This is a genomic window from Mycolicibacterium celeriflavum (assembly GCF_010731795.1).
GTDB lineage: Bacteria > Actinomycetota > Actinomycetes > Mycobacteriales > Mycobacteriaceae > Mycobacterium > Mycobacterium celeriflavum.
In genome coordinates, this window is the sequence record NZ_AP022591.1 from 2,861,991 (window position 1) to 2,874,934 (window position 12,944).

At 69.6% G+C, this 12,944-nt stretch carries 12 protein-coding genes; 5 read left to right on the top strand and 7 right to left on the bottom strand.

Features of this window, described 5'->3' with window-relative positions:
• Window positions 1-12: 12 nt before the first annotated feature.
• Entirely contained in the window at window positions 13-1,233 is a 1,221-nt protein-coding gene (locus tag G6N18_RS14015; protein WP_083003402.1) for an APC family permease, read from the top strand.
• Here the strand turns inward: G6N18_RS14015 and G6N18_RS14020 are convergent.
• Genes G6N18_RS14020 through thiO form a run of 6 tightly spaced genes read right to left on the bottom strand, consistent with a single transcriptional unit; the run spans window position 1,215 to window position 6,918 of the window.
• The gene (locus tag G6N18_RS14020) at window positions 1,215-2,666 is read right to left on the bottom strand and encodes a M28 family peptidase (protein WP_083003405.1); all 1,452 of its coding nucleotides are present in this window, start codon (window positions 2,664-2,666) and stop codon (window positions 1,215-1,217) included. The genes G6N18_RS14015 and G6N18_RS14020 overlap by 19 nt on opposite strands.
• Window positions 2,663-4,177, bottom strand: a complete 1,515-nt coding sequence (locus G6N18_RS14025; protein WP_083003408.1) for a M28 family metallopeptidase — start codon at window positions 4,175-4,177, stop codon at window positions 2,663-2,665. The genes G6N18_RS14020 and G6N18_RS14025 overlap by 4 nt, the downstream gene beginning before the upstream one ends.
• Window positions 4,178-4,183: 6 nt before the next feature.
• Window positions 4,184-4,963: an SGNH/GDSL hydrolase family protein gene (locus G6N18_RS14030; RefSeq protein WP_083003412.1), complete on the bottom strand. Its 780-nt coding sequence runs from the start codon at window positions 4,961-4,963 to the stop codon at window positions 4,184-4,186.
• Entirely contained in the window at window positions 4,960-5,718 is a 759-nt protein-coding gene (gene thiG, locus G6N18_RS14035) for a thiazole synthase (protein WP_083003415.1), read from the bottom strand. The genes G6N18_RS14030 and thiG overlap by 4 nt, the downstream gene beginning before the upstream one ends.
• Window positions 5,711-5,908: a sulfur carrier protein ThiS gene (gene thiS / locus G6N18_RS14040; protein ID WP_059163218.1), complete on the bottom strand. Its 198-nt coding sequence runs from the start codon at window positions 5,906-5,908 to the stop codon at window positions 5,711-5,713. The genes thiG and thiS overlap by 8 nt, the downstream gene beginning before the upstream one ends.
• Complete coding sequence (thiO, locus tag G6N18_RS14045) at window positions 5,905-6,918, bottom strand: glycine oxidase ThiO (protein WP_083003418.1); 1,014 nt, start codon at window positions 6,916-6,918, stop codon at window positions 5,905-5,907. Before thiO ends, thiS begins: the two co-directional genes overlap by 4 nt.
• A 163-nt stretch (window positions 6,919-7,081) precedes the next feature.
• Between thiO and thiE the strand changes: the two genes are divergently transcribed.
• Window positions 7,082-7,753, top strand: a complete 672-nt coding sequence (thiE, locus tag G6N18_RS14050; RefSeq protein WP_083003421.1) for a thiamine phosphate synthase — start codon at window positions 7,082-7,084, stop codon at window positions 7,751-7,753.
• Here the strand turns inward: thiE and G6N18_RS14055 are convergent.
• Window positions 7,737-8,237: an NUDIX hydrolase gene (locus G6N18_RS14055; protein WP_083003425.1), complete on the bottom strand. Its 501-nt coding sequence runs from the start codon at window positions 8,235-8,237 to the stop codon at window positions 7,737-7,739. The genes thiE and G6N18_RS14055 overlap by 17 nt on opposite strands.
• Before the next feature lie 112 nt (window positions 8,238-8,349).
• Here G6N18_RS14055 and glnX point away from each other — a divergent pair, with 112 nt between their 5' ends.
• From glnX to G6N18_RS14070, 3 genes are read left to right on the top strand one after another with little or no spacing between them, the layout of a single operon-like run.
• Complete coding sequence (gene glnX, locus G6N18_RS14060) at window positions 8,350-9,669, top strand: protein kinase G-activating protein GlnX (protein WP_083003428.1); 1,320 nt, start codon at window positions 8,350-8,352, stop codon at window positions 9,667-9,669.
• The gene (locus G6N18_RS14065) at window positions 9,669-10,631 is read left to right on the top strand and encodes a glutamate ABC transporter substrate-binding protein (protein WP_083003431.1); all 963 of its coding nucleotides are present in this window, start codon (window positions 9,669-9,671) and stop codon (window positions 10,629-10,631) included. Before glnX ends, G6N18_RS14065 begins: the two co-directional genes overlap by 1 nt.
• Window positions 10,631-12,901, top strand: a complete 2,271-nt coding sequence (locus G6N18_RS14070) for a serine/threonine-protein kinase PknG (RefSeq protein ID WP_083003434.1) — start codon at window positions 10,631-10,633, stop codon at window positions 12,899-12,901. The genes G6N18_RS14065 and G6N18_RS14070 overlap by 1 nt, the downstream gene beginning before the upstream one ends.
• Window positions 12,902-12,944: the final 43 nt, after the last annotated feature.

A 12,944-nucleotide genomic window follows, 5' to 3' on the forward strand; every position in this document is an offset into this window, starting at 1 on the left:
ACCATTCTGGCGGTGAGCACGCCGGACGGCCCAGCGCTGCACCGGCGGCTCGGCACCTTCGATGCGGTGACCATCGGGCTGGGCTCGATGATCGGCGCGGGCATCTTCGTCGCCCTCGCACCCGCCGCGGCCGCCGCCGGATCGGCACTGCTCATCGGTCTCGCGGTCGCCGCCGTGGTGGCCTACTGCAACGCGACGTCGTCGGCGCGGCTCGCGGCGCGCTATCCGCAGTCGGGCGGCACCTACGTCTACGGGCGCGAACGGCTCGGCGAGTTCTGGGGTTTCACCGCGGGGTGGAGCTTCATCGTGGGCAAGACCGCGTCGTGTGCGGCGATGGCGCTGACGGTCGGGTACTACGTGTGGCCCGGCTGCGCCCGCGGGGTCGCGGTCGGGGCGGTCGTCGCGTTGACCGCCGTGAACTACGCCGGGATCCAGAAGTCGGCATTGCTGACCCGCGTCATCGTCGGGCTGGTGCTCGCGGTGCTCAGCGCCGTGGTGGTGACGGTCCTCGGTTTCGGCGAAGGGGGTACCGCCCCGTTGTCATTCGGCGCCGATGCCTCGCTCACCGGCGTGTTGCAGTCCGCCGGCTTGCTGTTCTTCGCGTTCGCGGGCTACGCGCGGATAGCCACTCTCGGTGAGGAGGTCCGCGATCCCGCCCGGATCATCCCTCGCGCGATACCGCTGGCGCTGGCCATCACGCTCGCCGTCTACGCGCTCGTCGCGATCGCCGTGCTGGGCGAATTGGGCAGCGACGCACTTGCTTCCGCGACAGCGCCACTGGCCGACGCGGTGATCCAGGCCGGCTTCCCCGCCCTCGGCGGGGTGGTTCGGGCCGGTGCCGCCGTGGCAGCGCTCGGCGCGCTGCTGGCGCTCATCCTCGGGGTGTCACGTACCACGCTGGCGATGGCGCGAGACCGTCGACTGCCGCACGCGTTGTCCGCCGTGCACCCGCGGTTCGGCAGTCCGCATCGCGCCGAGGTGGTCGTCGGGGTGGCCGTCGCCGCGCTGACCGTCGCCGTCGACGTCCGCGACGCGATCGGGTTCTCGTCGTTCGCGGTGCTCCTCTACTACGCGATTGCCAACGCGTCGGCCTGGACGCTGGGCCGCAGAACAATTCCGGCGATCGGGCTGGCGGGCTGCCTGTTGCTGGCCGTGCTGTTGCCGATCTCGTCGGTGCTCGCGGGCGCGGCCGTCGTGCTCGTCGGCGCCCTGGCCTACCGGCTGCGCCGCTGATCCCTCGGCGGAACGCCGTTGACGCCGTCGACCGACCGCGCATAGGTGGCGACGGCGTAGGCGACCGCCGGCCCGAGCACCGAGAGCGCGTCGGAGTTGATGTTGTCGACGGTGTCTCGTTCGGTCCGGTAGTTCGGATCGAACGGGACCCCCGCCCGGCCACCCCAAAGCCGGGCCTGCACTTCGCTTTTGCGGTGCGAGGCGCCGGCCGTCAGGCCGCCGATCGGGACTCCCGCGGCGAGGAAGGGGTAGTAGTCGGTGAACTGGCTCAGCGGCATGTCGGCGGGCCGCACGCCAGAGGAGTTGAGGTAGGCGGCCAGTGTGCGTTCGATACCGGCCGAGCCCGTGGGCACCGATCGGGTGGGGATATCCGGGTTGGGCTGGGCCGACTGGTCACCGTCGTAGGTGAAGTAGCCGGCGTTGGGCGAGCCGAGCATGTCGAAGTCCAAATACAACGCGATGTCCCGCAGTTCGTCCGGGGAGAGTCCCTGCAGGTACTTCGTCGGTCCGGCCAACCCGTTCTCCTCCGACGCCCAGAACACGAAGCGCACGGCGTTGGTGACCGGTGGCTGCGAACCCAACGCCGCCGCGGTCTCCAGTAGCGCCGCGATCCCCGTCCCGTCATCGTTCACGCCCGGGCTGGCCGCGGAGCTGTCGAGATGTGCGCCTGCGAGTACGACGTTGCGGGCGTCACCGGTCCTGGTCTGCGCCACCACGTTTCGGGTCTTCTTCATGACCGGTTCGCTGTCGAGGACCAGCCGCACCGGCGCTGTGGTGCGCAGCAGGGCGGCGTTGGCGTCGCGGTCGATCACGCCGACGGGAACCGTCAGATCCTGGTAGTAGCCGGGCGTGAACAGGCCGGCGGGGCTGCCGTCCGGTCCCGGGGTGCTGACCACGAGAAGGCCGACAGCGCCTTCGGAGACCGCGGCGTTCTGTTTGTCGACGACCGAGCAGCCGGTGTCGTCGACGACGGCGATCGCGCCCCGCACCGATGTGCCGTCGTAGTCGGAGGTACGGCAGCCGGCGGCTTTCCGGGGCCGCAGCGTGACGGCGTTCAGACCGCCGGGCCCAGTGGTGATCAGTAAAGAGGCCTGGTCGACGGGGAACTCGCGCCCGTTCACCCGTATCGTGGGGTTCCCGCCCTGGATACGGTCGAGCAGTTCGAACTCCGGAGTTGTGACGTCGAATCCCCTGTCGCGCAGAAATTTCGCGACATAGTCGACGGTGGCGTCGTAGCCGGCGGTGCCGTCGGCGCGGTTACCGTCGTTGGCGTCGGCGATCTCCTGCAGCTTGCGCAGATGGGTGTACATTCCGTCGGCGCTGACCTTGGCCGCCAGCTCCTGCGGTGTCGGCGGCGGCTCCTGCGACGCACACGACGTCAGTGCCGCGACGAGCCCGACAACGACTCCCACACTGGCCGCCCACTTCCTCATGAGGCGAGCGGGTGGCGGGTCCGCAGATCGCGGGTGGGCAAGCCGTTGGGGCCATCCTGATCTTGCGCGTAGATTCCGATCGCGTAGGGCACACCCGCTCCGTGGATGCCCAGCGCGGTGCGATCGATGTGGTCCAAGGTGTCGGATGCCTTGTGGTAGTTGGGGTCGAACGGCTGGCCGGCCTCGCCGTCCCAACGCTCGGCCTGCTCGGGTGTCATGTCTTTCTCGGCGCCCGAGAAGGTACCGCCCGACGGGATGCCGGCCAGGGCGAAACCGTCATAGTCGGAGCGGCCGTCGAAAGTCGTGTCCTGCGCCGGCTTTCCGGCCGCATCGAGGTATGCGACCAGGGTGCGTTCGATGCCCGCCGAGCCTTCGGGTATCCGGCTCGGGGCGCCGTCCGCGTCGGGCGGCAGGGACAGGTTTCCGTCGTAGGTGAAGTAGCCCGGATTCGGCGACGCGACCATGTCGTAGTTCAGGTACATCGAAATATCCTTGAGCGCCTCGACATCCAGCGACTGCAGATAGTTGTTCGACCCGAACAGCCCGACCTCCTCAGCGCCCCAGAAACCGAACCGTACCGCGTTCTGCACGTCCGGGGAACCGCCCAACTGCACTGCGGCCTCGAGGACAGCCGCCACGCCGGAACCGTTGTCGTTGATACCGGGCCCCTCCGGAACACTGTCGAGGTGGGCTCCGGCCATCACGACGTTGTGGGTGTCGCCGGTCCTGGTCTGGGCGATGACGTTGCGGGTGTGTTCTGTGCGCACACCTGCATTGAGTTTGAGCGTGGTTTCGCCCGGAGCGGCCCGCAGCTGTTCGCCCTCGACCTTGGAGATGCTGACGACGGGGATCTCCACCTCGGTGTCCTCCCCGAGGGTGCCGCCCATCTCGTCGTTCTCCTCGTTGTTGGCGACGATCAACGCCACCGCGCCCCGTTCGGCCGCCGCCTGCTCCTTGTCCGAGAACGGGCACACGCCACGGTCGACGAGCACGACGGCGCCCTTGACGGGCAGGCCGTCGTAGTCGGAGGCTGTGCAGCCCGGTGTGTCCTCCACCCGGGCGGGCACCAGTGGACCCCACACGCCGTCGGGCCCGGTGCCGATCGTGAAATTCAACGGCTTCGCGGTGATCTCGGCACCGCCGACGGTCAGCGATGGTTCGTCGGCGAACGGCAGCCGCACCTCGAACTCGGGTGTCTGAACGTCGAACCCCTTGTCGCGCAGTATGTCAGCGACGTACTCGACGCTGGCGTCGTAACCCGGTGTGCCCAGCGCCCGGTTGCCGCCGTTGTCGTCGGCGATCTCCTGCAACCGGACCAGGTGCGCGTACATGGCGTCGGCGGAGCTTCGCTGCGCGAGCGTCCTGGCGAACTCCACGGCCGCGGGTGCGACACCGGCCTGCGTCGTGGGCGGCTGCACCGACGGTTGCTCTTTGTCGCGGCCGCATCCGCCGAGCACCACGACGGCGGCCGACATCAGCGCGATTGCTTTCGAAACCCTTGTGTGGCTCATCGCCCACTACGTTAGCGTCGCCGGACCCTTGCGTTGAGCGACGACGAACTCCGCCACGGCGCGCATGCCCGCCGCGTTGGGATGCAAGGGAGCCGGCCTGCCCGGTAGCGGCAGCCCGAACTTCGTGGTCCAGGGATCGGCCGACCAGGCGTGATGCGCTTGGCTGGGCTCGGCGACCCGCACCAGCCCGCACCCGGTGGCGGTCGCCGCCTCGGCGGTCAGCCGCTGCAGCGTTTCGGCGACGTGACGGCCGGCCGCGACGTCGGCCTCGGACAGCGGCGGCGCCGCGGTACCAGCAGGCGGCAGCAGGGTGAGGTAGTCGACGAACAGCACCGTCGCGCGCGGGCAGCGGGTACGCAGCGTCCGACCCACCTCCTCGAGCGACGCGGCGACCTCGGCCAGCGCCGCCTCGCGGGCCCGCGGATCCAGTTGTGCTCGCAGCATCGCGCCCAGCAGCGGCAACTTCCGCATCGCCCGCGGCAGGCCGGCGGCGAACAGCATTGGGACATAGCCGACGTCGTTGCCGCCGATGGTCACCGTCACCAGGTCCTCGGTGCCGTCCAGCACCGAAACCTGTGGTGGTGCACCGTTTTGCGCTTCGCGCAGCACATTGGCCGTAGTCGCGCCGGAATACGTCACGTCGACGAGGTCGAGGCCCAACTTCTCGGCGACCAGGTGCGGGTAATTGCGCGCCGACCGGCCCGCGCGCCGTGGGGCGCCGTCGGCACGGGGCGCGATCCCCGGACCTGCGGCCATCGAACTGCCCAGTGCGACATAACGACTCATGGGGCCGGACTGGATGCCCGCGCCCAGAACCGCTTCGGAATCCGGCCCGCCTGCCGCGCCAGCTGACCCGCGGTGACGGCGGCGGCCATCGCCGCGGCCATGGCGGGCGGATCGGCGGCACGGGTGACGGCGGAGGCCAGCAGCACGGCGTCACAACCGAGTTCCATCGCCAAAGCGGCGTCGCTGGCGGTGCCGATGCCTGCGTCCAGCACGACGGGAACCGAAGCGGACTCGACGATCATCTCGATGTTGTGCGGGTTGGCGATGCCCAGACCGGTGCCGATCGGCGAACCCAGCGGCATCACCGCCGCGCATCCGATGTCTTCGAGCCGCCGGGCGAGCACCGGATCGTCGTTGGTGTACGGCAGCACGACGAATCCGTCGTCAACCAATTGCTCTGCCGCCCTGACCAGTTCGACCGCGTCGGGTAGCAGCGTGCGTTCATCGGCGATCACCTCGAGCTTGACCCAGTCGGTGTGCAGCGCCTCGCGGGCGAGTTGAGCGGTCAGCACCGCCTCGGCCGCGCCTCGGCATCCCGCGGTGTTGGGCAACGGCGTGATGCCGAGGCGGTTGAGCAACTCGAGCACGCCGGTGCCGCCGTCGGCGTCGACGCGCCGCATCGCCACGGTGGTCAGTTCGGTGCCGGAGGCGACGAGCGCCTCTTCCAGCACAGCGAGGTTCGCCGCGCCGCCGGTGCCGAGGATCAGCCGCGAACCGAACTCGCGGCCGGCAATGGTGAGTTTCGTGTCAGCCACCCTGCACCGCCGTCACCACCTCGACGCGGGCGCCCTCGGACAGCGCGGTGTGCCACTCGGACTTCGGCAAGACCGACCAGTCCACCGCGACCGCGATGCCCTTCTCCGGGAAGCCCAGCCGTTCCATCAGCGCGGCGACCGTCGTCTGCGCATCCACTTCAACCGCTTCGTCGTTGACAAGTACCTTCATCGGATTGCTCCAACCGTGATATCGAGTTCGGCCGCGATCCGCTCGGCGGTCCACGGCGCGAGAAGAAACCCGTTGCGCCCGTGGCCCGCAGCGACCAGTGTGCGCTCGTCGAGGCGTTCGACGAGCGGCAGTCCGTCGGTGGTCATCGGCCGCAGACCCGCAGCGCACTCGGCGAATTCGTACTCACCCAGCGCGGGCATCACCGCACAGGCGTCGTCGAGCAATTCGCGCACCCCCGTCACCGCCGGTGCGGTGTCGCGGCCGTGCTCGTACTGGGTCGCGCCCACCACGACTCCGTCGGCGCGCGGCACCAGGTACACCTGCCTGCCGTGAACCCGGGCGCGAATGACCCGCGTGGGTACGGGCATGCAGCCGCGGCGCCACCGCAGCCGCAGCACCTCGCCCTTGACCGGGCGGATCGGCAGATCGGGCCAAAGCTTCGGCGCGTCAACACCGTTCGCGATGACCACGGCGTCGGCGTGTACCTCGGCAAGGTCGGACACCGGCGGCGCCCACTGCACCCCGAGCCGCTCACACAGCGCGGCCAGCGCCCGTACCACCGCGCGATTGTCAACGGCCAGTTCGGTTTCGGCGCGAAACCCGTGCCGGATACCTTGAGCCAGCAGCGGTTCGATGTCGCGGGCGCTCGACGTCACCGTCACCGGATGCCCCTGGGCCGCCAGCCACTCGCCCACGGTCCTGAGGTCAGCGGCGTCGGCGCGGTCGACGGCGACCACCAGGGACTCGCGGGCGGTGACGACCTCGTCGGGCAGGCCGTCCAGGAAACCGCCGTGCCACAGGTGCAGCGACTCCAGCCCCAGTTGCAGCAGCTTCTCCTCGCCGGGCCAGCCCTCGCTGTGCGGGGCGAGCATGCCGCCGGCGACCCATGAGGCGCCCCGCTCGTCGGTGCGGTGCACGCGCACGTTCCAGCCGCCCATCAGCGCGCGGCGCGCCACGGCCAGCCCGATGACGCCGCCGCCGATCACGGCGAGACTTGCGTTGGTCAACATCCCTCCCTTCGCCGGCATGACCCGGATCAGGTGCGACGGTAAGGGCAGGTGCGCATGCCCACTCTCAGTCCCCGGTCCCGGGACTCCCGCGTTCGTCAATCCACACTACCCGCCGGCGTCAGCGACGATCGGGCGTGCGGCGCCGATCGGCTAGCGTCGCGGTGTGCACGAACCTCGGGAGCGCCTGGCCACCGCGTCGCTGTACCTGTGCACCGACGCCCGCCGCGAACGGGGCGATCTCGCGGAGTTCGCCGACGCGGCGCTGGCCGGCGGCGTCGACCTCATCCAGCTGCGGGACAAGGGGTCAGCGGGCGAACAGCGGTACGGGCCGCTGGAGGCGCGTCAGGAACTCGAGGCGCTCGAGGTGCTCGCCGACGCCGCCCGCCGCCACCACGCGCTGCTGGCCGTCAACGACCGCGCGGACATCGCGGTGGCCGCCGGTGCGGATGTGCTGCACCTGGGTCAGGACGACCTGCCGCTGGCGGTCGCCCGCGACATCGTCGGCGACCGGCCGGTGATCGGTCGCTCCACCCACGACGTCGGTCAGGTCGGCGCTGCGATCGCCGAAGCCGTCGACTACTTCTGCGTCGGCCCCTGCTGGCCGACCCCGACCAAACCGGGCCGGCCCGCCCCGGGCCTCGACCTGGTCCGCCACACGGCCGGGGGCGGTACGGCCAAGCCGTGGTTCGCGATCGGCGGCATCGACGCAGCGCGGCTGCCCGAAGTGCTGGCGGCCGGCGCGCGGCGCATCGTCGTGGTGCGGGCGATCACGGCCGCCGAAGATCCTCGAGCGGCCGCCGGACAGTTGAAGGCCGCGCTCAGCGCTGCGGGTTGACGTCCAGCGGGATCGCGGCGAACTCGTCGCGCAGCCGCTCCCAGCTCGCGGCGAAGCCGGGGTGCAGCGGCAGCTCGGCGACCTCCTCGACGGCGACCCAGCGCAACTCGGCGCTCTCCTGGTTGGGAACGGTGTGCAGCATCGCCGGCGCATCGGCGATCACCGTGCTGTAGGTCCAGCTGACCCCGCCGGCCGCGACGGTCTTGGTCTGGACCACTTTGCGCACCGTCAGCTGGTCCTCCGGCAGGCCCGCCTCTTCGTGGGCCTCCCGGATGGCGGCCTGCTCGGCTGTCTCGTGGCTGTCGCGCGCACCGCCGGGCAGACCCCACGTGCCGCCCTGGTGACTCCACGGCGCCCGGTGCTGAAGCAGCACCACGGCAGCGCCGTTGTGGCCGGGGGCCCGCAGCAGCAGGCCGGCCGCACCGTACCTACCCCAGAAGGCCTGGCCCTCGGAAACCACCCAGCCGTCACCGTCGCCACGCACGCCACAAGAATAGGGGCGCCCGCGTTGCCGGAAACTCTTAGACTTCTTTTATAGAGTTGAGAGCGGTCGGAATGACAAGCCGGAAAGCGATGCTGATGAGGACCGCGCGAACGTGACTGTGGAGTTGGCGCACCCGTCGACGGAGCCGCTCGCCTCGCGGTCACCGGCAACACCGGCGCACCAACGCTGGTGGTTTCTGTGGACCACTCCCGGCCGGATCCTGACCATCGGGGTGGTGCTCTCCGCGCTCGTCATCGCCAGCGCATTCGCCACCTCGACGACGATCAACGACCGCCAGCAGGCGCTGACCACGGTGCTCAACCACACCGAGCCGCTGGCGTTCGCCGCCGGACAGCTGTACACGACACTCTCCGTGGCCGACGCCGCCGCGGCTACGGCGTTCATCGCCGGCGCGGAGCCCCGCGACGTCCGGCACCGCTACGAACAGGCGATCACCGACGCGTCGGTCGCCGTGACACGGGCGTCGAGCGGGCTCACCGACGAGGAGCTGGTGCAGTTGCTCGGCCGGGTCAACGCCGAGCTGTCGATGTACACGGGTCTGGTCGAGACCGCGCGCACCAACAACCGGTCGGGCAATCCGGTCGGCTCGTCCTACCTGTCCGAGGCGTCGGCGTTGATGCAGACCCAGATCCTGCCCAGCGCGCAACGGCTCTACGAGGAGACCTCGGCACGGGTGGACGCCGAGACCAGCGCATCGACCCGGATCCCGGGTCCGGTCATTCTCGTGGTCCTGGCGACGCTGTTGTTCGGCGTGTTCGCCAACCGCTGGCTGGCCCGCCGCGCCCGCAGGAGGATCAACATCGGCTTCGTCGCGGGCGGCCTGGCGGTGCTGATCATGTTGATCTGGGTGGGAACGGCGCTGATCATCTCGACCGCCGACAGCCGCAGCGCAAAGGACACCGCCGCGGAGTCCCTGAAGACCATCACGAACCTCGCCATCACCGCCCAGCAGGCGCGCGCCGACGAGACGCTCTCGTTGATCCGGCGCGGCGACGAGGAGGTGCGCAAGCAGTCCTACTACCAACGCATCGACATGATGCAGCAGCAGCTTTCGGAATACCTGGCTCGTGACGACGCCATCGACAAGACCGATCTCGCCGAGGCCGAGCAACTGTTGAAGAAGTGGCGCGCCGCAGACGACCGGATCAACGCCTACATCGGCGTCGGTAACTACCAGGCCGCGACGCAGGTGGCGTTGGGCACCGGCGAGGACGACTCCACGCCGGCGTTCAACAAGCTCGACGAGGCGCTGAGCAAGGGCATCGAGGAGAGCCGGAACCAGTTGCGCAACGACATCATCAACGCTCACCGGGTGTTGTCCGGCGCGACCGTCGGCGCCGCGGTGCTCAGCGTCGTCGCGGCCATCGCGGTGGCGCTGGGGCTCTGGCCGAGGTTGAGTGAGTACCGGTGATGCTCAAGCTCTTCGGGATCCTCGTCAGCGCCGCACTGGTGCTCTCCGGTTGCGGGCAGGCGGCGTCGGTGACGTCGACGCCCAGTGTCACGCTGGCGCCGCCGACCCCGGCGGGCATGGAGGAGCTGCCACCCCGGCCGGTGAGCCCGCCGGACGAATCCGAGGACGAGTGCAACCGCACGGCGAGCCTGCGACCGTTCAACACCAAAGCCGAGGCCGATGCAGCGGTCGCAGACATCCGCGCGCGCGGGCGGTTGGTCGTCGGGCTGGACATCGGCAGCAACCTGTTCTCGTTCCGCGACCCGATCACCGGTCAGGTCACCGGATTCGACGTCGACATCGCCGGTGAGATCGCGCGCGACATCTTCGGCACCCCGTCCCAGGTGGAGTTCCGCATCCTGTCGTCGGCCGACCGTATCGCGGCCCTGCAGAACAACCAGGTCGACGTCGTCGTCAAGACCATGACGATCACCTGCGAACGCAAGAAGGTGGTCGGCTTCTCCACCGTCTACCTGACTGCCAATCAGCGCATCCTCGCACCCCGCGACTCGACGATCCGGCAGGCGTCGGACCTGTCGGGCCGGCGGGTGTGCGTCGCCAAGGGCACGACGTCGCTGCAGCGGATCCAGCAGATCACGCCGTCACCGATCATCGTCGGGGTGGTGACGTGGGCCGACTGTCTGGTGGCGCTGCAGCAGCGGCAGGTCGACGCGGTCAGCACCGACGACTCGATCCTGGCCGGTCTGGTGTCACAGGATCCGTATCTGCACATCGTCGGGCCGAGCCTCAACGAGGAGCCCTACGGCATCGGGATCAACCGCGAGAACACCGGATTGATCCGCTTCGTCAACGGCACGCTCGAACGTATCCGCCGCGACGGCACGTGGAACACGTTGTACCGCAAGTGGCTCACGGTGCTCGGCCCCGCGCCCGCGCCGCCGGTTGCGAGGTACTCCGACTGATGTCCGAGACGCAGCGCGAAGAGCTCGACGAGGGGCCGGGCACACAACCGGCGAGCTTCGACGACATGGGCATGGACTCGGCGTCGACCGTCCGGCCGATGGCCACCCAGGCGGTGTTCCGGCCGCAGTTCGACGACGACTCCGAGGGCGGCTCGGTGGGCACCGGCGACACCGAGCCGCAGGACCACACCACGACGACGAGGGCGTTGTCGCGGACGCGCCGCCTCGGCGGCGGCCTGGTGGAGATTCCGCGGGTGCCGGCCAAGGACCCGCTCGGAGCGCTGATGTCCAACCCGGTGGTCGCCGAGTCGAAACGGTTCTGCTGGAACTGTGGACGTCCCGTCGGTCGCTCCGGCGGCGGTAAACGCGCCCAGTCGGAAGGCTGGTGCCCGCACTGCGGTAGCGCGTACTCCTTTCTGCCACAGCTGAATCCGGGTGACATGGTCGCCGACCAGTACGAGATCAAAGGCTGCATCGCGCACGGCGGACTGGGCTGGGTGTACCTGGCGTTCGACCACAACGTCAACGAGCGGCCCGTCGTGCTCAAGGGTTTGGTGCACTCCGGCGACGCCGAGGCGCAGAAGATCGCGATGGCCGAACGGCAGTTCCTCGCCGAGGTGACCCATCCCGGCATCGTGAAGATCTACAACTTCGTCGAGCACGAGGACAAGCACGGCAACCCCGTCGGCTACATCGTGATGGAGTACGTCGGCGGCACCTCGCTCAAACAGGCTAAGGGCGAGAAGCTGCCCGTCGCCCAGGCGATCGGCTACATGCTCGAGATCCTGCCCGCGCTGGGCTATCTGCACTCGATCGGGTTGACCTACAACGATCTCAAGCCCGAGAACATCATGATCACCGAGGAACAGCTCAAGCTGATCGACCTCGGCGCGGTGTCCACGATCAACTCGTTCGGCTACCTCTACGGCACCCCGGGATACCAGGCGCCCGAGATCGTGCGCACCGGGCCCACGGTGGCCACCGACATCTACACCGTCGGGCGCACCCTCGCCGCGCTGACACTCAACTTGCGCACCCGCAAGGGCCGCTACGTCGAGGGGTTGCCCGAGGACGATCCGGTGCTCGCCGAGTACGACTCGTTCGGCCGCGCCCTGCGCCGGGCCATCGACCCGGACCCGCGGCGCCGGTTCGGCAGTGCGGACGAGATGTCGGGCCAGCTGCTCGGCGTGCTGCGCGAAGTCGTGGCGCGCGACACCGGTTCGCCGAAACCCGGTCTGTCGACGGTCTTCTCGCCCGCCCGGTCCACGTTCGGCATCGATCTGCTGGTCGCCCACACCGACGTGTATCTCGACGGGCAGGTCCATTCGGAACGGTTGACCGCCCAGGAGATCGTCAAGGCGCTGCCGGTCCCGCTGGTGGACCCGACCGATGTCGGCGCGGCGGTGTTGTCGGCCAGCGTGTTGAGCCAGCCCGTCCAGACGCTCGACCAGCTGCGGGCGGCTCGGCACGGGGCGCTGGAGTCCGAGGGCATCGATCTGTCCGACTCGGTCGAGCTGCCGTTGATGGAGGCGCGCGCGCTGCTGGACCTCGGCGACGTCGCCAAGGCCACCCGAAAGCTCGACGACCTGGCCGAGCGCGTGGGCTGGTCCTGGCGGCTGGTCTGGTTCAAGGCGGTATCCGAGCTGCTGACCGCCGACTACGAGTCGGCCACAAAGCATTTCACCGAGGTCCTGGACACCATGCCCGGTGAGCTGGCGCCGAAGTTGGCCCTGGCGGCGACGGCTGAACTGGCCGGCGGCGCCCTCCAGCAGGCCCCCGCGGGCAAGTTCTACAACACGGTGTGGTCGACCGACAACGGGGTGATCTCGGCGGGTTTCGGACTGGCCCGCGCGCAATCTGCGGCCGGTGAGCGGGACGCCGCCGTGAAGACGCTGGACAAGGTGCCGGCGATGTCGCGGCATTTCACCACGGCACGGCTGACCAGCGCGGTCACGCTGCTCTCGGGCCGGTCGTCGAGCGAGATCACCGAGCAGCAGATCCGCGATGCCGCCCGCCGCGTGGAGGCGCTGCCCGACACCGAACCGCGGGTGTTGCAGATCCGGGCGCTGGTGCTGGGCACCGCGATGGACTGGCTGGCCGACAACACCGCGAGCACCAACCACATCCTCGGGTTCCCGTTCACCGAGCACGGGCTGGCGCTCGGCGTGGAGTCGTCGCTTCGCGCCCTGGCCCGCGTGGCCCCCACCCAGGCACACCGCTACGCGTTGGTGGACCTCGCCAACAGCGTCCGCCCGACGAGCACGTTCTAGCCGCGTCCTGGCGATTGCGGCTTGGCAAAAGTCCCCGTGATCG

What these genes read in the sequence shown, in the direction of transcription:
- G6N18_RS14020 (WP_083003405.1), bottom strand. Translation starts at nt 2,666, where the DNA reads ATGAGGAAGTGGGCGGCCAGTGTGGGAGTCGTTGTCGGGCTCGTCGCG.
- G6N18_RS14025 (WP_083003408.1), bottom strand. Translation starts at nt 4,177, where the DNA reads ATGAGCCACACAAGGGTTTCGAAAGCAATCGCGCTGATGTCGGCCGCC.
- G6N18_RS14030 (WP_083003412.1), bottom strand. Translation starts at nt 4,963, where the DNA reads ATGAGTCGTTATGTCGCACTGGGCAGTTCGATGGCCGCAGGTCCGGGG.
- thiS (WP_059163218.1), bottom strand. Translation starts at nt 5,908, where the DNA reads ATGAAGGTACTTGTCAACGACGAAGCGGTTGAAGTGGATGCGCAGACG.
- thiO (WP_083003418.1), bottom strand. Translation starts at nt 6,918, where the DNA reads ATGTTGACCAACGCAAGTCTCGCCGTGATCGGCGGCGGCGTCATCGGG.
- G6N18_RS14065 (WP_083003431.1), top strand. Translation starts at nt 9,669, where the DNA reads ATGCTCAAGCTCTTCGGGATCCTCGTCAGCGCCGCACTGGTGCTCTCC.
- G6N18_RS14070 (WP_083003434.1), top strand. Translation starts at nt 10,631, where the DNA reads ATGTCCGAGACGCAGCGCGAAGAGCTCGACGAGGGGCCGGGCACACAA.